This is a genomic window from Ruegeria sp. CDSA241, assembly GCF_059611265.1.
On sequence record NZ_JBXWPF010000001.1, the window covers coordinates 139062 to 164865 of the forward strand.

Below are 25804 nucleotides of genomic sequence, written 5' to 3' on the forward strand. Positions count from 1 at the left end.
AGACTTCATATTAGCTGAGGAACCAATGTCATGAGCGATTTCGAAAAGGAAACCTTCAACCGGCTGGAAGGCCTTGGAAATGCCGGCGCGATCGACAAGGCGCGCGAGGTTCTGGATGCCAGTCCCGGCATTCTTGGCGAAATGGGCCTGACGCCGGATCGTGCCCGTGAACTGATGGGCGCGCAGCTGAACAAGCTAGAGAGCTTTGGCTCCACGCCCTCGCAACTTGAAGCCATCGTGCGCGCCGTGGGACGCCCTCCCCTGATTGTGCGTGGCGGCAAGGTTGAAGGCAAACAATCGCTGTCATCCGACTTTCCGCCGGATATCGACATTCGTATCGGCAAGGCCGAAGACAATATCGCCTCGGTCGGGCGGATCGAGTTTATCAATCATGACTTTAGCTGGGGTGGCACTGGCTGGGTGATCGAAAAGAAGGACGACCATCTGCTGATCATCACCAATCGCCATGTTGCCAAGCTGGTCGCGCGGCGCAGTTTCCTGGGCGATGGTGTCTTCATGTTTGCCCCCGGCAATGCCCGCTATGGCGCCCGGATAGATTTCCTGGAAGAGGTCGGCTCGACACCCGACCCCGACCGGCTTTTCGACATTCGCAAGTTCACCTATATCGCCGAAGATGCGGCCGCAGATATCGCGCTTGGAAAGATCGACCTGCCCGCAGATACGGCCAATTTCACGCCTACGCCGATCCCGCGCGCCGATACGGATGCCCAGCACGGCGAATGCGTCGCGGTGATCGGGTATCCCGCCAAGGATTCCCTGCGCAATGACCCCACGCAGATGTCCAACTATTTCAACGACCTGTATGACGTGAAACGCTTTTCGCCCGGATTTCTCATCGAAGATGGCGGCGTGACGATCCTGCGCCATGACTGCACGACTTTGGGCGGCAACTCGGGCTCGCCTGTGATCTCGTTGGACAGCGGCAAAGCGGTTGGTCTGCATTATGCAGGTACCTTCGGCGTCGGAAACTCGGCGGTCAGGATCAGCACGGTCAACGCATTGTTGGACGGGGCGGTGCCGACCTCGATCCCCGGAACTGAAATCGTCCGGCCAGAACGACCTGACGGAAACCATGACGCAGACCATTTTGAACCGCGCGACGGGTACAACCCGGACTTCCTTCAAGTGGCAGAGGTCCCTCTGCCGATAGTACCGAATGCGTTTGGACTTGCCACTCCGTCGGATGCGACCCCGGAACGCCCCAACGAATTGCGCTATCAGAATTTCGGCATTCTCTATTCTGCGACTTTCAAAACACCGATCATTGCCGCGCTGAATATCGATGGTGCCAAAACCCGACCGCAAAAACGAGGTAGCGACAAGTGGTTCGCTGACCTGCGCATCCCGGCAAATGTCCAACTCGGCAAAGAGGATTATGATCACGCGGATATTGACCGGGGCCACCTGGTTCGCCGTGCGGCGACAAATTGGGGTGTCGATGATGCACAGGCCAAACAGGCCAATGATGACAGCTTTCACTATACCGCTGCTGCCCCACAGCACCGGGCCTTTAACCGGAGCCACGCGCAATGGTTGGGTCTTGAGAACTTTATCATGACAAATGTGCGCACACATGGATTCAAGGCCTGTGTGTTCACCGGACCAATCCTGACCGGTGACGAGCCGATGTTGAAAGATACCGGATCGCCGGTACCCCTGAAGTTCTTCAAGCTTGTGACCATGCTGGCCGAAGAGGATGGCAGCGAAGGCATTCTTCGCCTTCATTCCACCGCCTATGTACTCAGCCAGGTTGAGGTCATCCAACAGATGCTCTCGAACCAGGGGAGCGTGGAATCTGTCGGTGGATTTGAGTTTGGTGCCTATAAGACATTCCAGATCCGCGTCCGGGATCTGGAAAAATTAACCGGGCTGAACTTTGGCCCCCTTAGCGATGCCGACCCATTGGCGCAGCGTCTGACCGATGCAGAAAGCCTGGCGGGACAACCACGTCCGATCGTCACAGTCGAGAGCTTTGCCAACGTCGTAATCTGAGGGTGGCGGATGTATACTCAACTAGGAATTGTGCATTTGGCGAGCCGTGGAGGACTCGAACCCCCGACCTGAGAATTAGAAGTTCCCTGCTCTAATCCAGCTGAGCTAACGGCCCGCTCATATTCTGGCTGTATCAGTCAAATCCCTCGCCTTGTCAACTTGATGGAGAGATGAGGTTTTGGGGCAAAAAACCTCTCTGATTTCAGCATTATCTCTGACCGGAGCAAGCTTATACAGGTACCTTGATTGCTGGGTGAACTGCACCTCGAAGCCATGCCTCAAAAGGCCCTAACCGAGTCGAACTTACCAGACTAATTCAGGTCGCATTTGCAGCCTGTCACGATGACAGAATACATCGGCAAACTGGGATGCCGTCACCTGCATCACTGCAATTTGATATTGCACCGCGCAGTGGCAAACCTGTTTGATCAGATCTTCCGCAGATCCCAGCTGATTGCGGTGGCCGGAATTGTTAATAGCACCGCACACATGCCCAGACCCGTCATGGGGGGGTACGGTGATCCAGTTCCGTTTCGCTCAGATCCGCCAGCATCACGCGCGCCATTGATGTGACAAGGTACGGAAGGCGCGAACCAACTGGAATGTTCGAAACCAATGGGCTGGGTGACAGAAAATTCCTCGGCGATCTCGGACAATGATTTCAGCCTGACCAGCACCAAGTGCCCCAAGGTTCTTAAGCTCGCGCAGTAATGAGTTCCGTTGGTTCTATTCACCCTTCATCATAGTTTTTGCGCCAACCGACGCATGGTGGAAATATATCCGGCGTCGATGGACTCGTGATCGGGGTGCTGACCATCTTCAATGACCTTTTGACCAGCAACATAGACGGCAATGATTTCTGCCTGCTGACCCGAGAACATGTGGAAATCCAGCACGGCTCCGGGCGACACCGCCGCCATCAGACCATTCCTATCGTAAGACAGTTCTACAAAATCGGCACGGCACCCTTCTGCGATACGGCCGATATTGCGCCCGGCTGCACGCGCTCCACCTTGGGCGGCTGCTTGCCAGAGATAACCGCCGACATTGGGCATGTCCTTGGAGCACATAACATTGCGCTGCCGGTGCAGCAGGCGCTGACTATATTCCAGTGTGCGCAGCTCCTGAACTGCCTGGGTACAGTTGTTGCTGTCCGAGCCGATACCAAAATGGCCACTTGCTGCCACGAAATCGACCGCCCGGAAAATCCCGTCTCCAAGATTTGATTCCGTCAGCGGGCACAGACCCACGGTCGCGCCCGAAGCGGCAATGGCCGCAACCTCGGCGTCATCCAGATGGGTGGCATGGATCAGGCACCACGCGGCGTCAATCTGGACCTGGTCCATCAGCGCCGAAACAGAGCGTTTGCCACTATGGGCGATACTGTCTTCCACCTCTTTGGTCTGTTCGGCCACATGGATGTGAACTGGACACCCCGGCAACTGGTCTTGCCGAAGCTCCATAAGCCATGACATTTCATCCTCGGTTACGGCGCGCAGGGAATGCGGCGCGATTCCGAGGTTAAGCTTTTCATGCTGCTGCTTCAGGGTTTCGATCAGCAAAGCGTATTGATCACGTGTGTTGGTGAATCGCCTCTGAGCATCTTGCGGAGACACGCCGCCGAAATTTGCGTGTGCATAAAACACCGGAAGAAGCGTCAGGCTGAGGCTCGTTCGATCTGCAGCAGAGACAATTGCAGAAGACAGCTCCTCAGATTGGGCATAGTGCGCTCCATCTTCTTCATTGTGCAGATAATGAAACTCGACAATCTCGGTATAACCGCCTTTGAGCAATTCCATATACAGCTTGGCAGTGATTGCCTGCAGGTCCTCGGGCGATACATTATGAGCGAAATAATACATCATTTCGCGCCAGGACCAGAAGCTGTCGACCGGATTCCGGCGCACTTCTGATAACCCCGCCATCGCGTATTGAAAGGAATGACTGTGAAGGTTGGGCATGCCCGGCACAACCGGGCTTTCAATCACCGGATAGGCGTTGGGATTGTCGTCCGCGACCAGTGCTCCGAACTCACCAGATTCCGTAACGGTTACGGAGATATTGCTAAGCCAGCCCTGGTCCGTCAGTGCCTGTTTGAAATGAAATCCAGTTGTCATCCACTTTCCTTTACTTGGCTGCCGTATCGGCGAGTCTGTTTGGGTCATCCACGGGTGGTGTTAACTTCATCCAGCAACGCGGTAACAAGGTTCTTGATCGCGGCGCCAAGCACCTCTGCCTTAGGGGGCACAAGGTCCCAAGGGGCGTGCTCGATCATATAGGCGGACTGTGCAATTTCGAGTTGCAGCGCATGAATGTTCTGGTCGGGTTGGCCATAGTGCCGGGTAATATAGCCTCCCTTAAAGCGGCCGTTTTTGACAAAGCTGTATTGGCCGGACCCCAGCGATCTTTCGGCGCAGGCCTCAAAGCGCGCGGCTGTGCTGGCCCCGCTATTTGTGCCCAGATTCAAATCCGGCAGCACCCCATCAAACAGCCTTGGCACCTCGGAACGGATGGAATGCAGATCCAACAGTATGCAGGTGCCAAACTGCGCCCTGATCCGCAGAATCTCAGCCTTGAGCGCCTGATGATACGGTGCCCAATAGGATTGGATGCGCGCCTTTGTCTCTTGCCCATCTGGCTCTTGCCCTTCCAGATAAAGCAGCTGACCGTCAAAATCGATTTGCGATATCAGGCCGGTTGTCGGACCGGAATAAAGCGGCGCGTCATCAGCTGAACGGTTCAGGTCCACCACATAGCGCGAATACTGCGCCGCCATGACACCCACACCCAATTCGGCACAAGGCAGCGCCAGCTTGTCCATGTGCCAATCCGTATCCTTCAGCTCCAGCGCGGCGGGTCGCAAACGGCGTTCTACCTCCGGATGCAGCAAGGTTCCGGCATGTGGGACATTCAGCAAAATCGGCGTTGAACCCGCCTTAAACGTCATCAGATTCTGAACAGCCATCGCGTTCCCTTTGTTTGATGTTCTGTCAGCCCATAATTCGGCGGACCGACGAAAACCGACATTTTTTACCGCCCCAAAAGCTGGACTCCGGTCAGATCAGAGATGCGTCGTCATCCGGTATCCCGGCGCAAAGTAAAGCTTGGCATATGTCACCGGCGCGCGACGCAGCCAGGTAATGCGTTCGGCAGTAAAGATCGGGTCGCCAGGTGGCGTGTCCAGGAACTTGGAGATTTCACCATCAGCCTTGGTCGCCATGAAACTAAGCTCCAGATTGCTGAATGGCACCCTGTTAACCAACCAGTCATTCGGCCCCGATTGATCGAAACTTTCCTCCAACACTTCAGGTACAACGTCGGCAACTATCCATCGCACCTCAAGCTGAAACGCTACGTTGTCGGCATAATGCATACATCGCAGGTGCAAGACGTCCTGCTCTTTTTTCAGGTCGAGGCGTGATGCCAGCCAGGACGGTGCGGGTTGCACCTCTCGGTCCACCAAAGAGTACCGATAGGCCGCACCGGTGGCCGTTATCTCGTCACGCACCAAAGGGATCGCAAATTGCGCCTTTCTGATGGGAGAATTCAGAACCCGCGTGCCGGCCTTGCGTTTTCTTTCCAGGTATCCTTCTTCGGCAAGCTCTCTCAACGCCCGGTTGACCGTTGTTCGTGTACTTGAGAATTCAGCGGCCAAATCCACCTCGCTTGGCAAAATGGAATCCGGGCTCCAGATACCGGTTTGGATTCGATCCAAAACCACCTGCTTGATGTCCCGAAAGCTCATGTTCCCCTGAGGTCTTGCCATAAAATTCCCCAACTCAAAAACCGGCCTTAATTGGCTTATACATACACATAAGACATCTGCAATGAAGCATGTAACGCTGCCCCGCACCTATGACCTCTACCTAATTTGACTCCAAGAAGGCGGCTTCGGCGCGATGCCTTTCATTATTTTGTGTACACATTATTCAGTAATCAGTATACCTATTTCAGAAGCATTGCAACTTGGGATCAGATTCTCATGACTGGTAAAACAACCCTTCGTGGCGCAAAAATTGCAACACAAGCCAGCCAGCAGGGCCCTTATGGGCTAATCGAGGATGGCATCATCGTAATATCAGGTGAATTCATCGAATGGGTCGGACCCAGACGCGATCTGCCCGATGAATATACCGAGCTTGAGGCCGAGGATCTGAACGGACGCCTTGTGACGCCCGGTTTGATCGACTGCCACACCCATGTTGTATTTGGCGGCGACCGCGCCCAAGAGTTTGAAATGCGCCTGAATGGTGCAAGCTATGAACAGGTTGCGCGCGCCGGAGGCGGTATTAACGCAACCGTTCAAGCGACACGGGCCGCCAGCCTGGAAGAGCTGATAGAAAGTGCATTGCCCCGCGTCGACGCGATGACCCAAGAGGGCATGACCACTATCGAAATCAAGTCCGGCTATGGGCTAGAACAACAGACAGAGCTGAACATGCTGCGCGCCGCGCGCGAAATTGGAAAACGTCGCCCGGTTTCTGTTCAAACCACATATCTGGGCGCCCACGCGACTCCGCCAGAGTACAAGGGGCGCGATGACGCCTATATCGACGAGGTCGTCATTCCGACCTTGCGGGCCGCCCATGTAGAAGGGCTGGTCGATGCGGTTGACGGATTCTGCGAAGGGATCGCCTTTCAGCCCAAACAGATCGCCCGTGTCTTTGACGCCGCCGCAGCGCTTGGCCTTCCGGTTAAACTGCATGCCGAGCAGCTTTCTAATCTGGGCGGGGCGCAGCTTGCCGCCTCCTATGGCGCATTGTCTGCGGATCATATCGAGTATCTTGACGAAGACGGCGTGATCACCATGGCCCAGGCGGGAACAGCGGGCGTAATCCTGCCCGGTGCGTTCTATACTCTGCGTGAAACGCGTCAGCCTCCGATTGAGCTGCTGCGCAAACACGATGTCCCAATAGCACTGGCAACCGATTGCAATCCGGGATCATCCCCCCTGACATCTCTTCTTCTGACCATGAATATGGGCTGCACCCTGTTCCGCATGATGCCAGAGGAAACACTTGCGGGCGTAACCTGTAACGCAGCTCGTGCCCTTGGTTTGAGTGATCGCGGTATGATCGCCGCGGGTCAGCGGGCCGATCTGGCGGTCTGGAATGTGGGCCGTCCGGCCGAGCTTTCTTATCGTATCGGGTTCAACCCGCTTCACAAACGCATCTTTGGAGGTCAAGCGTGACAACTCTCACTCTGGCGCCCGGGCAGGCTACTCTGCCTCAGCTTGAAACCATCTATCGGGATGAAGCCTCGGTCATACTTGATCCGACGTGTCGTCCTGCGGTCGAGGCGGCCGCGAAACGGATCGCTATCGCCGCTGCGGGTGATGTACCGGTTTATGGCGTCAACACGGGTTTTGGCAAATTGGCCAGCCTCAAGATCAAATCTGAAGACACCGCCACTTTGCAGCGAAACCTGATCCTCAGCCATTGCTGCGGCGTAGGAAACGCGATGCCCCGCCGGATGGTTCGGCTTATGATGTCTCTTAAGCTATTGAGTTTTGGCCGTGGCGCATCTGGCGTCCGCTGGCAACTGATCGAGCTTATGCAAGACATGCTGGAAAAAGGCGTCACCCCTGTTGTTCCAAATCAAGGATCGGTTGGCGCGTCAGGCGATCTGGCACCTCTTTCACATATGACCGCAGTGGTGATCGGTGAGGGAGAGGCGGAATATAAAGGCGAAATTCTTCCGGGTGCCGAGGCGCTTGCAAAGGCTGGCCTGTCCCCGATCGAGCTTGGCCCCAAGGAAGGTTTGGCCTTTATCAATGGCACACAGTTTTCAACGGCCTATGCGCTTGCCGGTCTGTTCGAAGTCTGGCGTACTGTGCGCAATGCGCTGGTCATCTCGGCCATGTCCACCGATGCCATCATGGGATCAACCGCTCCGCTGCAGCCCGAAATCCATGCGTTGCGAGGACATCGTGGCCAGATCGAAGCGGCAGGTTCGATGCGTGAGATACTGGCGCAATCCGAAATTCGAGAAAGTCACCGGGATGATGATACACGTGTTCAGGATCCCTATTGCATCCGCTGTCAGCCGCAGGTGACTGGTGCGGCGATGGATGTCCTGCGACAGGCCGCACAAACCCTTTTGATCGAAGCGAATGCTGCAACAGACAATCCACTTGTGCTGACCGAAGCGGATATGATCGTGTCCGGTGGTAATTTTCACGCGGAACCCGTTGGGTTCGCTGCTGACATGATTGCGCTGGCATTGTCCGAGATTGGCGCGATCAGTCAACGCCGTATTGCTCTGATGGTCGATCCAACGCTCAGCTTCGATCTTCCGCCCTTCCTGACACCTGAACCCGGATTGAATTCCGGCCTGATGATCGCCGAGGTGACGACAGCCGCTTTGATGAGCGAGAACAAGCATCTGGCCAACCCTTGTGTCACCGATTCAACACCCACCTCCGCCAATCAGGAAGATCACGTCTCGATGGCAGCGCATGGTGCGCGGCGGCTGTCCCGCATGGTCGAAAACCTCAACCATATCCTTGGGGTCGAGCTGCTCTGCGCCGCGCGTGGCATCGAATTCCGCGCCCCCCTCCAGACGAGCCCGTTGCTGCAACAGGCCATCGCACGGCTGCGCGAGGATGTTTCGAGCCTGCAAGAGGATCGCTATATGGCGCCCGATCTGAAAGCGGCAATGGAATTGGTCGCGTCGGGTGCGTTGCTGAACGCGCTGAACGCCTCTTTGCCGGGCCTTACCTGATGGCGGCCTTTGCCATGATGGCGCGCGACCGCAGCCGAGACACATGATTGAAAACTTCAATGCCCTTGCCCTGTCGGGCTCTATCCAATCTGAAGGGAATGACCGATGAGCGATCCTCGTAAGAACAGCCGGGACATCTATCCGCCAACCGGGACCGAACTGAATGCCAAAAGCTGGCTGACCGAAGCACCACTGCGGATGCTGATGAACAACCTGCATCCTGACGTGGCAGAAAACCCGCACGAGCTGGTAGTATATGGCGGCATTGGCCGGGCCGCGCGAACCTGGAAGGATTTCGACCTGATCGTCGACAGCCTGAAAGACCTGGAAGCGGACGAAACCCTGGTCGTGCAGTCGGGAAAGCCCGTCGCCATCGTCAAAACCCACAAGGACGCACCGCGCGTGCTGATTGCCAACTCGAACCTGGTGCCGCATTGGGCGAATTGGGATCACTTCAACGAGTTGGATAAGAAAGGTCTGGCGATGTATGGCCAGATGACTGCGGGTTCCTGGATTTACATCGGGTCGCAGGGCATCGTCCAAGGCACCTATGAGACCTTCATGGAAGCAGGACGTCAGCACTATGGTGGCAGTCTGAAAGGCCGTTGGATCCTGACCGGGGGTCTGGGTGGTATGGGCGGTGCTCAGCCACTGGCTGCTGTGATGGCGGGTGCCTGCTGTCTGGCCGTGGAGTGCGACGAGAAATCCGCCGATTTCCGGCTGCGCACGCGCTATGTCGACGAAAAAACCCACAGTCTGGACGAGGCGCTGGACATGATCGACCGCTGGACCAAAGCGGGCGAAGCCAAATCCGTGGCGCTGATCGGAAACGCCGCCGATATCTTCCCCGAAATACACAAGCGCGGCGTCAAGCCCGACATCGTCACCGATCAGACTAGCGCGCATGACCCGATCAACGGATACCTGCCGCAGGGCTGGACCGTGGCCGAGTGGCGCGCCAAGGCTGAAACCGCTCCGAAGGAAGTGGAAAAGGCAGCCCGCGCCTCGATGAAGGTGCAGGTCGCGGCGATGGTCGCCTTTCACAATGACGGTGTTCCAACCGTCGACTATGGCAACAACATCCGGCAAATGGCGCTTGAGGAAGGTCTGGAAGACGCCTTTGCCTTCCCCGGCTTTGTGCCTGCCTATATCCGCCCGCTGTTTTGCCGTGGCATCGGCCCGTTCCGCTGGGCGGCCCTGTCGGGCGACCCCGAGGACATCTATAAGACCGATCAAAAGGTCAAGGAACTGCTGCCCGACAACACACATCTGCACAACTGGCTGGATATGGCGCGCGAACGGATCGCATTCCAAGGCCTTCCTGCGCGTATCTGTTGGGTTGGTCTGGGTGACCGACATCGCCTGGGTCTGGCGTTTAACGAGATGGTTAGAACGGGCGAGCTAAGCGCGCCGGTGGTCATTGGTCGTGACCATCTGGATTCCGGTTCAGTCGCCTCGCCCAACCGCGAGACCGAAGCGATGAAGGACGGGTCTGACGCGGTCTCGGACTGGCCTCTGCTAAATGCACTGGTCAACACCGCCTCGGGCGCGACTTGGGTATCTCTGCACCATGGCGGCGGCGTTGGCATGGGCTTTTCCCAGCATGCGGGTGTGGTGATCTGCGCCGACGGCACCGATGATGCTGCCAAACGCCTGGAGCGCGTTTTGTGGAACGACCCTGCCTCGGGCGTGTGGCGTCACGCCGATGCTGGTTATGACCTAGCCAAGGATTGCGCTCGTGAACACGGGCTGCGCCTGCCTGGAATTCTGGGAAACTAAGCCCGGATCAACCGGAACAGATCCCGGCCATTCATTTGTGAAGGCCGGGTTTGAACGATCACAAAACACCGTGCGCGCCGGTTGCTTTCAGAAACGGTGATCTAATGGACAAAGCAGAGCGTGTTGAACGCGCGTCTCCAGGCTGAAACCTCGGAGGCAATCGGCGCGCCTTGCAGACCTTGTTTGATCAAGCCCGCCAGACGACCCGCATCGCCTGCGGTCATCCCCCAACGGATAAGCTCGGGCGTGCCAATCCGCAAACCGTTCATATCACCCTCAACCGCCGCCACGGGCAGACCGATGCCGCAGGCAAGGAACCCAGCTTGGCGTAAGGTTTTTGAGGCCGCCTGCCCGCCCCCGAATGGCTCGGCCAGCACAGCGAACTGGTGAGAGTTGGTAAAGCCCTCGGCCCCAGCGAACACAGGCACATTTTGTGCATCCAAAGCCGCAGCCAATGCCTGCGCCATAGCGATCATCTCTTTCGCATAGGCCGCGCCAAAGTCTTTCCAGTCCAGCATCGTGACCGCAAGCGCGGCAGTTTTCGCCGCATCAAAATTGGCCGTCATGCCGGGAAAGGCGATAGCGTCCAGCGTTTTGGCGATTTCTGCATCATTCGAAACGATCAGCCCACCTGCAGGGCCACCAAGGCTTTTATAGGTGCTCATCGTCATGAAATGCGCGCCCTCGGCCAGCGGGTTGGACCAGGCGCGCCCGGCAATAATGCCGCATTGATGGGCCGCATCGAACATGACCTTGGCCCCGACCTCATCGGCGATGGACCGCACTTCGGACACGGGATGCTCGAACAGGTTCAGGCTGCCACCAATCGTAATCAGCTTGGGCCGCTCGGCTCGTGCCAGCGCCCGCAGTTGGTCCAGATCAACGGTATAGCCATCGGCATTCACCGGGGCCTCTATGGTGCGCAAGTCGTATAAGCCGGCGCAGCCATCGACATGATGAGTCACATGCCCGCCAATGGATGCGGGCGGCGCAATGATTGTGTCGCCCGGTTTGCATGTGGCCATAAAGCCATAGAAGTTGGCAATCGCACCAGAAGGCACACGAACCTCGGCGAATTTGGCATCGAACACATCCGCGCAAAGCTGGGCCGCGATCACTTCGATTTCCTCGATCGCTTCCAGTCCCATTTCGTATTTGTCGCCGGGATACCCCAAAGAGGGGCGCGACCCGATGCCAGAGGATAATAGCGCTTCGGCTTTCGGGTTCATCACATTGGTCGCAGGGTTGAGGTTAAAGCACTCTTCCTCATGGATCACTCGGTTCTGCTCGGCCAGCTGCTCGATACGGGCCAGCAGATCGGCAGACGTTGCGGACGCCGTCGTGGCCGCTATGTCCTGAATCAGGGTTTCACTGGTGCTCGGCACCCAATCTCGTTGTGCAAGCGTCATTGGACGTCCTCCGTTTTGCAGCATGGTGGCAGCCATTCCGTGACAGCGCAAAGCAGATTTGCTATTTCTTGGCGTAGAAAAACTAAGGCTTGAAATGAGTGTCATGCCCAAACGCCCGAAAGGGCCCCCGCTGAATGCAATGCGCGCCTTTGAAGCTGCCGCACGTCATGTCAGCTTTGTCGCCGCCGCTGAGGAATTGAGCGTCACGCCCGGAGCGATTTCGCAGCACATCAAGACACTGGAGGGCTGGGCAGGTACCGCGTTGTTTCGGCGCAACGCGCAGGGGGTGGAACTGACCAAGGCCGGGGCTTCGCTGGTGGCTGAATTCTCTGCGGCGTTCGACGGGTTGGCCGAGGCGGCGCGTGCCCTCCGCAACCTCAAACCCAACGCCGATTTTCATATCGCCGCCTTGCCATCTGTTGCGCAGCTTTGGCTACCAAAACGGCTAAGCCGGGTCAGGGCGCAGTTTCCGCATATCAATTTTTCGGTGACCGCGATGGAAAATCCACCCAGTCTTGATCGGGAATTGTTCGATCTGGCCATATTCATTGGCGAACCCGATGCTGAGCCCGAGCAGATTTGCATCTGCCCCGATCTCATCTCTCCGGTCGGCGCGCCTAGCCAGATTGAACGTATGAACCACTTTGGCGACGCCGTCCTTCTGCATGACCAGACCTGGAACGACGATTGGACAATCTGGTCACAGAACACGGGAATTGAACTGCAGGATGCGCAGACCGGGCCGCAGTTCTCTCTGTACAGCCTGGCCGTGGAAGAAGCGAAGGCAGGTGCGGGTATTCTGATGGGGCATCTATGTTTGCTTGAGGATGCCTTGGCAAGCGGCGCTCTTAAGTCTGCAAGCGAATACACCTGCCCAACGGGCCGCTTTCTGTTCGTCCACATACCTGGCGCAACGCGGCAAAGGCCCGAAACGCAACAGGTCGTGGCATTGCTGAACGAAGGTAGTGCCTAACAACCGGCCTATTCTGCGGGCTTTAGATCCAATCGCATGAAGGCGCTGTTGGGGTCGGCCTCATAGCCGTAGATCGGGCCGCAATAGGAATAGCCCAGCGCTTCATACAGCCTGCGCGCGGCGTCGTAGTAGGACAGATGATCGGCGCCCGTCTCAAGAACCAGCGCCGAGGTCCCTTCGACCCGTGCGTGATCAGCAAGATGGGTCATCATCACTCGCGCCAGACCGCGACCACGTGCGGTGGCAAGGATATGCACGGATTTGACTTCGGCGGTCCCATCCGGCAGCGCCTTGAGCGCGCCGCAGCCCAGCACCTTGTTACCCTCATACAAAGCCCAGAACCGCATTCCGGGCCCGGCCAAGGCACTGGCATCCATCGTGTGATTGCTCTCGGCTGGCCCGGCGGTTTCGCTATGGGCAAAATGCGCCTCGACCACCGGGCGCAATGCGTCGGAGGTTGGGTCAGCCTCGCGAATGTCGATCATTTAATGCGTCCAGGGTGCGCGCCGATCGGTGGCAAAATTCTCGCCATAACCGCGCGCGCGCAGGTTCGGCTTGCGTTTATGCGGTTCACTGACCTGTGCGTCGATACCGTTGTCCCTGGCGTAATCCAGCGCCTCTTCCTTGGTGTCGAAATTCAGACGCACCTGGGTCTGGGTGTCACTGGAAGACGTCCAGCCCATCAACGGATCAACCTCGCGCGTGGATTCTGGGGCATATTCCAACACCCAATGCCGGGTCTTGGCCGTACCCGATGTCATCGCATTCCGCGAAGGCTGGTAGATCCGTGCGCGCATGTCGCCTCTCCGTACTCACTTGGCTGAAGTTGTTTATGCGTCAGAGCGAGGCCTGGGACAAGGTGGCAAATGTCGCGGAGGACACGGATGTTCTGATGACGAAAACTGTCATTAGGGGAATGGTATAATCATTCAAACGCCACAACAAGGACAGCAAGATGATCCACCACGAACGCAGCCTCGACATTGATACCCGACCCGAAGATATCTGGGCCATTTTGAGCCGGTTCATGCATATCGACGATTTCGCCCCGCAGGTGACATCAGTAGATGCGCTAACACAAGGTGCGGATGGGGTGGGATCGAAACGACGATGCCATTTTGAAAATGGGACGTCTCTGGTAGAAGAAGTCACGGATTGGCAAATCAACCGGGGCTACCGTGTCCGCTTGTCTGAGATGTCTGCAATGCCTCTGACCCAAGCACATGCAGCAATCGCCGTTGAACCCCTTGCCAACAACCAATCCAGAGTAGTCTGGAGCATGGATTATCAAATGAAGTTTGGTCCATTGGGATGGCTGATGGGGCAGACTGTGCTGAAAGCGATGATGGGGCGTGTCCTGGGTGACAACCTGAAAGCGCTTGAAGAAAAGGTGCGTTCGGATCAAATACCGGATCATCGGTTTGCGTATTACTGAAACTGCCGTTTCTAGATCGGATCAGGTCTTGCAGTTGGACAAAATAAGAACAAATGTAGGGGCCTGACCCGGAGCCTGCCCATGCCTTACGCCCATTCCGACAAGACTCAGCTGACTGCTGATGACGTCCGCGCCCGCCTGAAACTGGAAGGCGGTAAAGAATTCGTCATGCATACCGAGTTCTCACCGGCAGGCGACCAGCCCACCGCGATCAAAGAGCTGACCAACGGTATCTTCGACGGCGAAAGAGAACAGGTCCTGCTGGGCGCGACCGGGACGGGCAAGACCTTCACCATGGCCAAGGTGATCGAAGAAACCCAGCGACCCGCCATCATCCTTGCGCCCAACAAGACACTGGCGGCGCAGCTCTATGGTGAGTTCAAAGGTTTCTTCCCGGAAAACTCGGTCGAGTATTTCGTGTCTTACTACGACTACTACCAACCCGAGGCCTATGTCGCGCGCAGCGACACCTATATCGAGAAAGAATCCCAGATCAACGAACAGATCGACCGGATGCGCCACTCGGCCACGCGGGCGCTATTGGAACGCGATGACGTGATCATCGTCGCCTCAGTGTCGTGCATCTACGGTATCGGCTCGGTCGAAACCTATGGGGCGATGACGCAGGACCTGAAGGTTGGCGGCGAATACAACCAGCGCCAGATCATGGCCGATCTGGTCGCCCAGCAATACCGCCGAAATGATCAGGCATTCCAACGGGGCTCGTTCCGGGTGCGGGGTGACAGCCTGGAAATCTGGCCCGCCCACCTTGAAGATCGCGCTTGGAAATTCTCGTTCTTCGGTGAGGAATTGGAAACCATCACCGAGTTCGACCCGCTGACCGGTGAACGCGCCGCGAATATGGAACAGGTGCGGGTTTACGCCAACTCGCACTACGTGACGCCGAAGCCAACGATGAACCAGGCGATCATCGGCATCAAGAAGGAACTCCGCATCCGACTGGATCAACTGGTCGGAGAGGGCAAACTGCTGGAAGCGCAACGTCTGGAACAACGCACGAATTTCGATCTGGAGATGTTGGAGGCCACCGGCGTCTGTAACGGAATCGAAAACTACTCGCGCTATCTGACAGGCCGCGCACCGGGCGAGCCGCCCCCGACGCTGTTCGAATTCATCCCCGACAACGCCATCGTCTTTGCCGACGAATCCCACGTCAGCGTGCCGCAGATCGGTGGCATGTACCGGGGCGACTATCGGCGCAAATTCACCCTGGCCGAACACGGGTTCCGCCTGCCGTCCTGCATGGATAACCGCCCCCTCAAGTTCGAGGAATGGGACGCCATGCGCCCGCAATCCGTGTTCGTCTCGGCCACGCCTGCCAAGTGGGAGATCGAACAGACCGGCGGCGTTTTCACCGAACAGGTGATCCGCCCCACAGGCCTGCTGGACCCCGAAGTCGAAATCCGCCCTGTCGGCATGCAGGTCGACGATCTGCTGGACGAGGTGCGCAAGGTCGCCGCCGACGGTTATCGCACGCTGGTCACAACGTTGACCAAACGCATGGCCGAGGACCTGACTGAATACATGCACGAACAGGGCATCAGGGTCCGTTACATGCACTCGGACATCGACACGCTGGAACGCATCGAGATTCTGCGTGACCTGCGTCTGGGCGCGTTTGACGTGCTGATCGGCATCAACCTGCTGCGCGAGGGGCTCGACATCCCCGAATGCGGGCTGGTCGCCATTCTGGACGCCGACAAAGAAGGCTTCCTGCGCTCGGAAACCTCACTGGTTCAGACCATTGGCCGCGCCGCGCGCAACGCCGACGGGCGGGTGATCATGTATGCCGACAAGATCACCGGTTCCATGGAGCGCGCGCTGAACGAAACCGATCGCCGCCGCGCCAAGCAGATCGCCTATAACGAGGAACACGGCATCACCCCAGCAACGGTGAAGAAAAACGTCGAGGATGTTCTGGCCGGTCTCTACAAGGGCGACGTCGACATGAACCGCGTCACCGCCACCATCGACAAACCGATGCACGGCGCGAACCTCGAGGCCCATCTGGACGGGCTGCGCGACAAGATGCGCAAAGCCGCCGAAAATCTGGAATTCGAAGAGGCCGCCAACATCAGGGATGAGGTCAAACGCCTGGAAGCGGTCGACCTCGCCATCGCCGACGACCCCATGGCACGCCAATGGGCGGTCGAGAAGGCCTCGGAAGACGCAGTGAAATCGCGCGGACGGTCAACGGCTGGCAGGCCGGGGCAACGGGGTGGGAATGTGAAGCGGAAGAAGAGGTAGCTTAATAGTTACCGGTATTGAATAACGAATACTAGTACTTAGATTTTATGCTGTGGAGAGGAAACTTGACAGACACAATCGTTCTAGACTGGATTCGGATATTCGAACTCATGGTACTCGTTGCTGCGGTATTCGTTGCTCTGGCGACTTCGTACTACGCTTACAAGACCGCAAAAGCGCAAAAAGACGTTTTTGAAGCCGGATTTGTTCGAGACACCAGAAGTATCTATTTCGACGACGAGATGAAGGAGCACCTTCGAACTCTCAATCAGTTTCTGATCGACAGTGGCGGTGACTTAAAAGGGAAGTACGAAAAGCTTCGACAAGAATTCCTCCAACAAGGCCGGAATCCAGAGTTTGAAGCACTAGATGAGGCTCGACGTAAAGTTAAAAACTTCTTCGAGACGATTGCAGTTTTGCATCAGGGAAAACTGATTTCCGATACTGCGTTTCATTTGCTTACGGGCTTTGCTGGACGGCAATTGTATCAAGATGTTGTGCATCCGCTGGGTGTTGCCTTGGATCCTCGTTGGTCGACTGAAAACTACGAATACCTTTCAGCAAAGTGCAGACCAATCGATACATCAGTAGCATTTGTACCTGCGGTTCAAGTGAAGCCTTGACGTTTTGTTAGCAAGTGTAGGATGGGGTTTCGTCCCATCACTCCGAAGCCACCCAAACTCATGATAGGGTAAAACCCCATCCTACACTTCGCGCAACAAAAAATGGGCGGTAACGTCCCGCCCGATACCCTACCCCTTATCCCAATGGGCAATCACATCATACCCAACCGGCGTTGGCGGGCTTTCCATGAACTCGGCGAAATGGCCCCACAGCTCGGCCACTTTGGGCGCGTTCGCGTTCGAGGTCGCCTCGCTCTCGACAACCGAGATCACATAGCCCGACCCGTCCTCGTTCATCACATTGGTAAAGCTGTGCATGCCGGGCATGCCCATGATTTCTGATTTCAATGCGTTCATTTTCGCCGTCGCCGCCTCACGCGTGCCGGGCTTCATCTTGAATTGAGTAATACGTGCAAACATGATCTTCCTCCCTCGTCCGGCGATATCGCCATGTGACGCGGTCGGAACGACCCCGCCGCACGCAACCTAGCACGGCAGCCCGAAATCTCACATTGATACGCGTGATTTGCGGCCATTTTCAACCATACGCCTCACTGTATTTGGGCCACTGACACGCCAGAGTTGCTGCCCAGCGCGGAAGGCGCGACATCTGAATTCACATATTGTGATTCCACTGCCGCAGCCAGATCGGACTCGAACAACCAAAGCGCCGTTCACCGTGTTTGCGGCCTGTGCTAATTGCCGGCCTGAGACAAGCCGGCTTTCAGCTTCTCCAGCGTATTCAAAAGGCGGTCTAGGTCAGGTTCGTCCAGCCCGGTATCGGCGATCATGCAGGCGGTGATCTCATGCGCCACAGACCGTAATGCCGATCCCGCCCCTGTCAGAGAAACAACAACCTGGCGTTCGTCCTCTTTGCTACGGGTTCGGTCGACAAGCCCGTCGGCCTCAAGGCGTTTCAGCAGCGGGGTCAGCGTGCTGGTTTCCATCGACAACGCGTTGGCCAACTCACTGACATTTCGCCGGTCTCTCTGCCACAGCAGGGTCAGGGTGATGTATTGCGGATAGGTCAGCCCTAGCGGGCCGAGGTGTCTCTTATAAGCGCGGTTGATCACATGCCATGACGTATAGACCGCATGGCAAAACATCTCGTCGGTCTTCGGTTGGGTCGGAGAATCTGTCACGGCAGCACCTTCGCTCGCTTATATCGTGCACGATATAATTCATTGACCCACGCCCACAAGGCAGTTTATATCGTGCTCGATATTATTGCGCACGATATAGGAGGCAACACATGTCCTGGCTACCAACGCTCATCACCGAGACACCCGAGGAGGGATTTGACCTGGCAATCAAACTATCACGGATGGCGGTTAAGAAGACGCAGCCCAATGACGAGATTCGTCAGCGCCTGAGGCCGATCTACGAAAACGATGCGGACAGCCTGACTATGGTGTCGCATGTCGTGGCGACAAATTACCAGACTGTGGCGGCAGCGAACAACTATTGGCGCAAGTGAGTAAAAGTGAAATGGGCTGGGTGGCGGATGGGATGACCTATTCCTATACGCCCAGTTCCGCCCGCATCTTCTTGGTCAGCTTGGCCACGATCAGATCATAGGACGTCACGATATGCTCGCGCAGCGACGTGTCGCTCATCCCGCGGTCCTCATAGACCTGCAGCCATTTCATCCCGCGCGAGGCCAGATATGGCGCAGGGCGAATTCCGGGTTCGTCGCTCAGCACCTCAAAGGCCAGTTCAGTGGCTTTGAAGGTGAAGGCGTCTTGACCGTCGTTCCAGCCGCAGATCGCAAACACCTTGCCCCCCACTTTCCACACGTCTGCATTGCCCCATTGAACCACATGAGAGCTGGCCTTCAGGCCCGCGCAGAAACTGTTGAACTCTGCTCGCGTCATCGGCTCAGCCTCTTTGTTCCGAAGTCCTTACCCATCTGTCAGGGCCTCACGAATTTGGCATTGCCAACGCGTTTTTGAGGGGCAGCGCTTTGTTCTGCATTCGGGGCAATCACTCCACAGGCCACACCATCCTGATCGGGATCGTTTTGCCGGTGATAGCCCGGCTCGCCCTCCAGAAACGGACCAGGAAGAACCGAGAGCGCAGCACCACATCCGGCAAGGGCAACAAGATGTAAAACCGCCTCATCACGCTCGAATTCTGAAGTGCGCAACCAGACGCTCAGGGCAATGATGCCTGTCGTCAGCGGCAACATGAGGACCATCAGCAGAATCCGCACCGGTGACAATGCGCGCCGGCGCAGAGCTTCGGCGCGTTGAACACGTTTGGCCGATTTCGGATCCGTGAACAGCGCCTTGGGAGTGGTCTTTTCTGGCTGCATTCCCGATCAATACACCAGTATCCGTGGGATGCCGATACCTAAGGGACAAACATATCTGTGAAACTCTGTCACGATGCAGGACGCTCTACGAACCTGGGCCAAGCAAACAAGACAGACCGTCCAATTTCTTGGCTGCTCGCTTGTGATCTGGCAGAGACCTAACGCACCACGTGCACTGAGCATGCAGCGTGGCGGACAACATGGGTAGCGGTGGAGCCCAAAAGCAAATCCTGCATACCTGGTCGATGAGACGCGATGATGATCAGATCCGGCTTATTCACGTCGGCCCAGTCAAGGATCGTCCGACCGGAATGCCCCTCGACAACGACTCCGCGGGCGCCCGAAATATTTTCCGCCAGCGCATCCAACTCGGCCTGAACGGCCTTGCGCGCATCGTCCAGATACCCGACCGGCATATAAGCGCTGGCATAGGCCGGTATATGTTCGACCACGTGCAGCAGCGTGACCTGTGACTCGGGTGCCGCCAACAGTTGCGCCAGTTTCAATGCGGACGGCATATCACGCGCGTCGTCGAATGATATTGGTACAAGAATATTGTGATACATGGCACGCGCCTCCTTGGTTGCTCAAGTATACTGGTCGATTACCAGACGCGTGACCTTGATCCAGGTCAGGATCAGTTGAAGGTTTCCGCAACATCGTACATGACGGGCTCAAAACTCTTGCACAACTCGTTGATTTTACGGTTTCTATCACGCATTTCTGACGTACGCAGCATGGCCAGAAAATCCTCGCGACGCTCCCATTGCGAATAATTGGCAATCCGGGTCTGGGCGTCGTTCACGTGCAATCCCGCTGCAACAAATCCAGGTTGCTTTGAGATGAAGCTGGCATAGGCATCCGTCAACGCCTCAAGCAGATCCTGGCAGGTGCCAGGCGTCATTTCAAATGTTGTGATTACGGTCTGCACAGTAGCGTTTTTGGAAATCTTTGGCATCTTGAAACTCCCTTGTCTGTCTCAAACCTAACACAGGATTCTGAAAGGTCTTGTGTTTCCTTTTGGCCTAGGCGCGCTCTTTTCAATTCGAAAAATAAACAAAACACTAACACTCCGTTAACCATGCTGACGGAAGCTGCAAGCATGTATCGCATTGCCCTGATATTGCACCTGTTGCTGATGGCCTCTCCTGCCTGGTCAGGTGCATGGCTGCGAGAAAAGGATGCAGCATTCACAGCCGCCTCACTGACAGCTTTTCGGCTCCCTGAGGATGGGTACGACTATAAAACCTCTCTCTATGCGGAATGGGGATACAGCCAGAACCTGACGGTCGGCTTTGATTTCGAACAAAACCAAGACCTCTATGGCCATGCACTCATCTTTGCCCGTGTCCCAGTAGCGGATTTGGGCCAATGGGGTCGGTTCGCTGCTGAATTTGGTGCCGGTGCATATCACAAACATGAACGGGCCTGGGCACAGTACAAAGTGACGCTGTCTTACGGCAAAGGATTCCAGAGCGCCTTGGGAAGCGGTTGGATCGCGATTGATGCCGCCATCGAAAACCGAACACATGATGACATCTATCGAAAGCTCGACCTGACAACAGGGCTTTCATCGGACAGGTTGATCAATCCCCTAATCCAAATCGAAACGGCCTACAGGTCTGGGCACTCGATATATTGGAAGGCACGCCCCTCGGTCATGATCCGAACCAAAGACAGTTCTACTACCTGGGTTCTGGGGGTGGAAAGAAATGATGCCCGCAAAAACACGGGCATCAAACTGGCTTTGTGGAACGAATTCTAAGTCCAATCCGTTCCTACATTAATTCCGGCAGACGCCCGCACCGTCAGCGCTCCATCCTCAGGATTGCTGAAACCTCGCCCTTCAGACCCTCAGGCCAGCGTAACTGGATATCAGATCCATCCACCCCGTGCTCCAGCAGGACATAGGGGTGCGAATATTTGGTTGACCCAAGCGCTGTCTTCAAAGGTCCCAGAACGGTAACCGAGTCACAACTGCGCGCCTTGCCACCAAAGGGCAACCGGTCCTCAGAAGATACCGTCCACGCCGTTGCAGCTGTGTTCTGTGCGTGCCGTACCCTCAGTGGATTTGCGGTTTTAGCAGTCACACCATGGAACGTATTGTTTTCAAACGTCACGTTCAAATGGGCTGTGTTGTTCAGATCAGCGAATGTCGTGTCCACGCGTTCGGCCCGGTCGATCCCTCCGTTGATGGACCGGAATTTGTTTCCCGTCACGACGACGCCGTTCAGGAAATGCCCGGCGCCATAGGGACGAATGACAATGCTGCTGAACCAGGGCGCGACCTCGTTCGAGTAGAAGATATTGTCGGTAATGCTCATGGCGCTGAATGAGAAGCCAGCGGTGTAAACAGGGTCTGAATCCCGCTCATTTGTCCATTCGACAAAACAGTTATCGACATAGTTCTCGGCGATGGTCGAGCTGTTGTAAGTTCCGATCATGACCAAACCGGCCGAGCGCACCCCCTGAGTGATGCTGTCTCCCTGGAAAAAATGGTTGCCTAGGACCATGTTGTTGGTCCCTGCCAGCACCGCAAAATGCAGGAAACGAACCGCGCGATTGTGGCGCAACTTGATGTCATTGGCCGTTGAGTTCAACGCAATCGACTTGCGATCCGAGACGTCAAAGGACTCTTCAGAAGACAGGAACTGACAATTATCGACCAACATGCCCTGACACCCTGTACCGATCGAGGTGATACCGCGATCCAAAGGTCGGCTGATAAAACAGTTCGTTATGGCAAATGTGCTGCCTGACGGCGCAAGGCGGATTGCGCTACAGCGGCCATTGCATTGAAACTCGATCTCTTCCATTCCGAACTTGCGCAACGTGCTGAAACCGCTGAAATCAAGCAGATATTTGAAAGACAAAAAGGTAAATGTCTGCGTCCCGGATGCGTTATAGATCGGCGCGTTCAAAGTGATCTCTCCCGCCCCCTCATCCTTGGACCGGACATAGATCTCGCGGCCAACGCCGCTGCCCTGCACCAGCGCGCCGACAGGAATGTTGGCAACATTCGCAACATTGGTCAAACGCGTTGGGTCCGACGGGCTGTAGGTTGCCAGAGATGTGAATGTCTCGGTGCCCCAGGCCGAACTGCTTTGAACATCGAACTGGCCATTGCGGATGATCCGGCGTGTCGAAAACCCTGTTTGTTTGTTCGGAACCGCCGCTGCCATGTCAATCGGCTCACTCACCGAAATCTTGCGCCCGCCCAGATCCAGCGATTCATGATCCGAGTTGTTCAGCAAAGCCTGAAAGGCCTTTTTGAATGCCAGGTCCTCGGCGCCGAAGGCCGTGATATAGGCCGGCAGGTTAAAGTTCTTCGTCAGCAAGAGCATCTTGTCATCGGGCATTGTGACCATGCCCTCAAATTCAATCTCAGACGAGATCGTCGTGTTTTCCGTCAACAGGTAGGTGCCATCCGAGACAAAGACACGTCGTCCATTCGCTGCCTGATCAGCGGCGACAAACGCTGCTGTGTCATCCGCTACACCATCACCGACCGCCCCGAAATCACGGATATCGACCAGAGAGATCATGTCGCGCAGGAACACATTGGTGACATCCGTAATCTCGATATCGTCGATCCGGACCACAGCGCCGTTGGTGCCTTCAATATCCAGCCCGAAATGCCCGTACAGGGTGGAAACACCCCAAGGCATATCCACACCCGTCCGTTGCCCCGCGCCCACAATCGCAGTGATTTCATGCACGGTGCCGTACCCGGACAGCTGTGTTGCCGGGCCCTGTTTGACCACGCCCGGCACCTGAACATCACCTGCCCCGCCCGCCCAGGCGGCGATACGAACCTCGGGCAAGGGGCCGCTAATCGCTTTTATCCGGGCTTTGATCTGTAAGTAGCACCCGGGCAGCAGCGGTGTCTGACCCATATAGCGCAGCTGTTGTGTTGCGTTCACCTTCAGAATTTCCAGACATCCGCCAAAATCCGCATCTGCCGGAACAAATATACCATTCCCCGATCCATGATAGGTTGGCGAACCCGGTGTTCCGTCACCACTTGACCATACGTTCAGACCGTTTGCGAAAGCAGGCGGCATGAACACGATGCCGTCGGTGATTGCCTTGTTCATAGAAATCCCTTTCCCATTCGCGCAGCGGCCAATCACCACGCGCATAAACCCAGTGTTCGGGGTCGGCCCCGAACGCAAAAGCCTGAGTATCGAAAAGGAATTAACCGCCGCTCATATCACCGTGACGGTGGTGTTGCGCTAGGCCGCCGGATCCGAATTTCCCAAAAGCTGCACGCCGTTGATTTTCCAGCCCCGTCCCTGAGGGATCATCTCGTAGTCCAGAATGTGAACCTGCCCGTCGCCATCCGTGATCATCACCTTCTGCCACAACGCCCCTGAAATTTCGCGAAGTTCCAGAAACCGCACGTCCGCAGGCCGCCAGACCATCGGATAGCCACGCCGGACCATCACCCCGAAATTCTCAGGCGTTCCGAAAAGGCGCTGGATAGTGGGGCTGGCAAATGTAAAGGCGGTTGCGAAATCATCCGCCTTGAACGCCTGTATCTGCCCCGCGATATTCGCCTCGATCTCGGCGTTTTGGGCAATGGCTCCGGATGCCAGTCCGGCACTCAAAGATACAGCAAGCAATAAACGACGCATGGGGCCACCTCCTGATCGAAGGATAGCCCCACGCGCGATCAGGTCAAATCAGACCAGCTCTCCGGCCAGCGCCTTGTCGATCAGCGCAATGGTTTCCGGCACGCCATAAAGCGCGATGAACCCGCCAAATCGCGGCCCCTGGGATGCGCCCAACAGCACTTCATACAGCGCGGTGAACCAACCCCGCATAGGGTCAAACCGCTCGCGCCCGACAGAGTAAACCACCGATTGCAACGCCTCATCCTCGATCGGTCCGTCATATGCCGCCAGCTCTGCTTTCAACGCCTCCAGCGCTTCGCGCTCTTGATCCGTCGGCGCCCGGTGCTGGCGGGTGGGCTTGACGAAATCGTTAAAGTAGCGGACCGCAAAGCCCGCCGCCTGATCCAGATCAGGATGCGTCTCAGCCGTGGCCTCAGGCGCATAGCGGCGGATGAACCCCCACAGCGCCTCTTTGTCTTCAGCCCCCGAAACCGACGCCAGATTCAACAGCATCGCAAACGGCACCATCAGGGTCGATTCAGGAACCTCCCCGCCGTGGATATGCCACACCGGATTGTTCAACTGCGCCTTCAGCTCCTGCCCCGGATAGGCCCGCAGTTGCTGATGATATTCATCATAGGCCTTGGGGATCACATCAAAATGCATCCGCTTGGCGGTCTTGGGCTTTTGATACATAAAATACGCAAGACTCTCAGTCGGTGCATAGGTCAGCCATTCGTCGATCGAGACGCCATTGCCCGAAGATTTCGAAATCTTCTGACCGTTCTCATCCAAAAACAGCTCATAACTGAAATGCTCTGGCGCACGGCCACCCAACGCCCGGCAGATCGCGTCATAGATCTTTTCGTTGGTTGCATGTTCCTTGCCATACATTTCAAAATCAACGCCCAGCGCGGCCCAGCGCGCACCGAAATCCGGCTTCCACTGCAGCTTTACGTTGCCACCCGTGACCGGCAGCGTCCATTCCTTGCCGTCGTCGTCATCAAAGGTGACGGTATAGGTCTCGGCGCAGACCTTTTTCATCGGCACGTACAGAACCCGACCCGTTTCGGGGTGGATCGGCAGGAAGATCGAATAGGTCTGCTGCCGCTCTTCTCGCAGGCTTTTCAACATGATGGCCATTACGGCATCATAGTTGTCGACCGCCCGCTTCAGAATCTCGTCAAACTGACCCGAGCGATAAAAGTCGCGCGCCGAATAGAAATCATACTCGAACCCAAAAGTGTCGAGGAACCGGCGTAACATTGCGTTGTTGTATTCGCCAAAGCTTGGGTATTCGCCGAACGGATCAGGGACCGAAGTCAGAGGACGCTGCAAATGCTCTTCAAGCGCTTCGGGATTCGGCACGTTGCCGGGAACTTTGCGCATACCGTCCAGATCGTCCGAGAAACAGATCAGCTTGGTCGGAATATCCGACAGCGCCTCAAACGCACGCTTGACCATGGTGGTCCGCGCCACCTCGCCAAATGTCCCGATATGCGGCAAGCCGGACGGGCCATAGCCCGTCTCGAACAACACATACCCCTTGTCCGGAGCCCCTTTCTGATAGCGTTTGAGCAACCGGCGCGCCTCTTCAAAAGGCCAAGCCTTGGACGACATCGCGGTTTCACGCAGTTCAGACATTTTCTTC

25 protein-coding genes and 1 tRNA gene are annotated in these 25804 nt (G+C 56.4%); 10 read left to right on the top strand and 16 right to left on the bottom strand.

What is annotated here, in order from left to right; all coding sequences use genetic code 11:
- Nucleotides 1-30 precede the first annotated feature (30 nt).
- Complete coding sequence (locus AC2FJV_RS00675) at nucleotides 31-2013, top strand: DNA/RNA non-specific endonuclease (protein WP_496693628.1); 1983 nt, start codon at nucleotides 31-33, stop codon at nucleotides 2011-2013.
- Nucleotides 2014-2050: 37 nt separating this feature from the next.
- On the opposite strand, the gene AC2FJV_RS00680 is transcribed toward AC2FJV_RS00675, so the two are convergent.
- From AC2FJV_RS00680 to hutC, 4 genes are all read right to left on the bottom strand, one after another.
- Nucleotides 2051-2128, bottom strand: a tRNA-Arg gene (locus AC2FJV_RS00680).
- Between the two features lie 625 nt (nucleotides 2129-2753).
- The gene (locus AC2FJV_RS00685; protein ID WP_496712080.1) at nucleotides 2754-4130 is read right to left on the bottom strand and encodes a formimidoylglutamate deiminase; all 1377 of its coding nucleotides are present in this window, start codon (nucleotides 4128-4130) and stop codon (nucleotides 2754-2756) included.
- A 44-nt stretch (nucleotides 4131-4174) separates the two neighbouring features.
- Nucleotides 4175-4978, bottom strand: a complete 804-nt coding sequence (hutG, locus tag AC2FJV_RS00690) for an N-formylglutamate deformylase (protein WP_496712082.1) — start codon at nucleotides 4976-4978, stop codon at nucleotides 4175-4177.
- Nucleotides 4979-5074: 96 nt separating this feature from the next.
- Nucleotides 5075-5779 carry a histidine utilization transcriptional repressor HutC gene (gene hutC / locus AC2FJV_RS00695; protein WP_496712084.1) on the bottom strand — a complete coding sequence of 235 codons (705 nt, stop codon included), beginning with the start codon at nucleotides 5777-5779 and terminating at the stop codon, nucleotides 5075-5077.
- A 216-nt stretch (nucleotides 5780-5995) separates the two neighbouring features.
- Here hutC and hutI point away from each other — a divergent pair, with 216 nt between their 5' ends.
- The 3 genes from hutI (at nucleotide 5996) to hutU (ending at nucleotide 10515) form a co-directional block, all read left to right on the top strand.
- Nucleotides 5996-7204 carry an imidazolonepropionase gene (gene hutI, locus AC2FJV_RS00700; protein ID WP_496712086.1) on the top strand — a complete coding sequence of 403 codons (1209 nt, stop codon included), beginning with the start codon at nucleotides 5996-5998 and terminating at the stop codon, nucleotides 7202-7204.
- Nucleotides 7201-8736 (top strand): histidine ammonia-lyase, encoded by a 1536-nt coding sequence (hutH, locus tag AC2FJV_RS00705; RefSeq protein ID WP_496712088.1) that lies wholly within the window; start codon nucleotides 7201-7203, stop codon nucleotides 8734-8736. Before hutI ends, hutH begins: the two co-directional genes overlap by 4 nt.
- Before the next feature lie 105 nt (nucleotides 8737-8841).
- Entirely contained in the window at nucleotides 8842-10515 is a 1674-nt protein-coding gene (gene hutU, locus AC2FJV_RS00710) for a urocanate hydratase (protein ID WP_496688883.1), read from the top strand.
- A gap of 101 nt (nucleotides 10516-10616) precedes the next feature.
- On the opposite strand, the gene glyA is transcribed toward hutU, so the two are convergent.
- Nucleotides 10617-11924 (bottom strand): serine hydroxymethyltransferase, encoded by a 1308-nt coding sequence (gene glyA, locus AC2FJV_RS00715; RefSeq protein ID WP_496712090.1) that lies wholly within the window; start codon nucleotides 11922-11924, stop codon nucleotides 10617-10619.
- A gap of 103 nt (nucleotides 11925-12027) precedes the next feature.
- On the opposite strand from glyA, the gene AC2FJV_RS00720 reads away from it, so the two are divergent.
- Nucleotides 12028-12897 carry a LysR family transcriptional regulator gene (locus AC2FJV_RS00720; RefSeq protein WP_496712092.1) on the top strand — a complete coding sequence of 290 codons (870 nt, stop codon included), beginning with the start codon at nucleotides 12028-12030 and terminating at the stop codon, nucleotides 12895-12897.
- Nucleotides 12898-12905: 8 nt separating this feature from the next.
- On the opposite strand, the gene AC2FJV_RS00725 is transcribed toward AC2FJV_RS00720, so the two are convergent.
- Together AC2FJV_RS00725 and AC2FJV_RS00730 are read right to left on the bottom strand one after the other, a co-directional pair.
- Complete coding sequence (locus tag AC2FJV_RS00725; protein ID WP_142635670.1) at nucleotides 12906-13382, bottom strand: GNAT family N-acetyltransferase; 477 nt, start codon at nucleotides 13380-13382, stop codon at nucleotides 12906-12908.
- Nucleotides 13383-13694, bottom strand: coding sequence for an ETC complex I subunit (locus AC2FJV_RS00730; protein ID WP_496712094.1), 312 nt, complete (start codon nucleotides 13692-13694; stop codon nucleotides 13383-13385). It lies immediately after the preceding gene.
- Between the two features lie 158 nt (nucleotides 13695-13852).
- On the opposite strand from AC2FJV_RS00730, the gene AC2FJV_RS00735 reads away from it, so the two are divergent.
- From AC2FJV_RS00735 to AC2FJV_RS00745, 3 genes are all read left to right on the top strand, one after another.
- Complete coding sequence (locus AC2FJV_RS00735) at nucleotides 13853-14332, top strand: SRPBCC family protein (RefSeq protein ID WP_271948305.1); 480 nt, start codon at nucleotides 13853-13855, stop codon at nucleotides 14330-14332.
- Between the two features lie 81 nt (nucleotides 14333-14413).
- Nucleotides 14414-16600, top strand: coding sequence for an excinuclease ABC subunit UvrB (uvrB, locus tag AC2FJV_RS00740; protein WP_496712096.1), 2187 nt, complete (start codon nucleotides 14414-14416; stop codon nucleotides 16598-16600).
- A 65-nt stretch (nucleotides 16601-16665) separates the two neighbouring features.
- Nucleotides 16666-17223 (top strand): hypothetical protein, encoded by a 558-nt coding sequence (locus AC2FJV_RS00745; RefSeq protein WP_496712098.1) that lies wholly within the window; start codon nucleotides 16666-16668, stop codon nucleotides 17221-17223.
- A gap of 129 nt (nucleotides 17224-17352) precedes the next feature.
- On the opposite strand, the gene AC2FJV_RS00750 is transcribed toward AC2FJV_RS00745, so the two are convergent.
- Both AC2FJV_RS00750 and AC2FJV_RS00755 read right to left on the bottom strand, forming a co-directional pair.
- Complete coding sequence (locus AC2FJV_RS00750) at nucleotides 17353-17643, bottom strand: antibiotic biosynthesis monooxygenase family protein (RefSeq protein ID WP_142635662.1); 291 nt, start codon at nucleotides 17641-17643, stop codon at nucleotides 17353-17355.
- Nucleotides 17644-17918: 275 nt separating this feature from the next.
- Nucleotides 17919-18365 carry a MarR family winged helix-turn-helix transcriptional regulator gene (locus AC2FJV_RS00755; protein ID WP_271948315.1) on the bottom strand — a complete coding sequence of 149 codons (447 nt, stop codon included), beginning with the start codon at nucleotides 18363-18365 and terminating at the stop codon, nucleotides 17919-17921.
- A gap of 110 nt (nucleotides 18366-18475) precedes the next feature.
- Here AC2FJV_RS00755 and AC2FJV_RS00760 point away from each other — a divergent pair, with 110 nt between their 5' ends.
- Nucleotides 18476-18700, top strand: coding sequence for a hexameric tyrosine-coordinated heme protein (locus tag AC2FJV_RS00760; RefSeq protein ID WP_142635660.1), 225 nt, complete (start codon nucleotides 18476-18478; stop codon nucleotides 18698-18700).
- Between the two features lie 43 nt (nucleotides 18701-18743).
- On the opposite strand, the gene AC2FJV_RS00765 is transcribed toward AC2FJV_RS00760, so the two are convergent.
- From AC2FJV_RS00765 to AC2FJV_RS00780, 4 genes are all read right to left on the bottom strand, one after another.
- Complete coding sequence (locus AC2FJV_RS00765; RefSeq protein ID WP_496712100.1) at nucleotides 18744-19097, bottom strand: MmcQ/YjbR family DNA-binding protein; 354 nt, start codon at nucleotides 19095-19097, stop codon at nucleotides 18744-18746.
- Nucleotides 19098-19135: 38 nt separating this feature from the next.
- Nucleotides 19136-19537 (bottom strand): excalibur calcium-binding domain-containing protein, encoded by a 402-nt coding sequence (locus tag AC2FJV_RS00770; protein WP_496712102.1) that lies wholly within the window; start codon nucleotides 19535-19537, stop codon nucleotides 19136-19138.
- 158 nt (nucleotides 19538-19695) lie between these two features.
- Nucleotides 19696-20103: a universal stress protein gene (locus AC2FJV_RS00775; RefSeq protein ID WP_281972496.1), complete on the bottom strand. Its 408-nt coding sequence runs from the start codon at nucleotides 20101-20103 to the stop codon at nucleotides 19696-19698.
- 71 nt (nucleotides 20104-20174) lie between these two features.
- On the bottom strand, nucleotides 20175-20495 hold the full coding sequence (locus AC2FJV_RS00780) for an antibiotic biosynthesis monooxygenase family protein (RefSeq protein ID WP_142635654.1): 321 nt from the start codon (nucleotides 20493-20495) through the stop codon (nucleotides 20175-20177).
- Between the two features lie 144 nt (nucleotides 20496-20639).
- Here AC2FJV_RS00780 and AC2FJV_RS00785 point away from each other — a divergent pair, with 144 nt between their 5' ends.
- On the top strand, nucleotides 20640-21302 hold the full coding sequence (locus tag AC2FJV_RS00785) for a hypothetical protein (RefSeq protein WP_142635960.1): 663 nt from the start codon (nucleotides 20640-20642) through the stop codon (nucleotides 21300-21302).
- 43 nt (nucleotides 21303-21345) lie between these two features.
- Here AC2FJV_RS00785 and AC2FJV_RS00790 read toward each other — a convergent pair whose 3' ends face one another.
- The 3 genes from AC2FJV_RS00790 to AC2FJV_RS00800 form a co-directional block, all read right to left on the bottom strand.
- Entirely contained in the window at nucleotides 21346-23634 is a 2289-nt protein-coding gene (locus AC2FJV_RS00790; protein ID WP_496693615.1) for a glycosyl hydrolase family 28-related protein, read from the bottom strand.
- Between the two features lie 138 nt (nucleotides 23635-23772).
- Entirely contained in the window at nucleotides 23773-24174 is a 402-nt protein-coding gene (locus AC2FJV_RS00795) for a DUF4864 domain-containing protein (protein ID WP_496693613.1), read from the bottom strand.
- 48 nt (nucleotides 24175-24222) lie between these two features.
- Nucleotides 24223-25797, bottom strand: coding sequence for a lysine--tRNA ligase (locus tag AC2FJV_RS00800; protein WP_281972498.1), 1575 nt, complete (start codon nucleotides 25795-25797; stop codon nucleotides 24223-24225).
- Nucleotides 25798-25804: the final 7 nt, after the last annotated feature.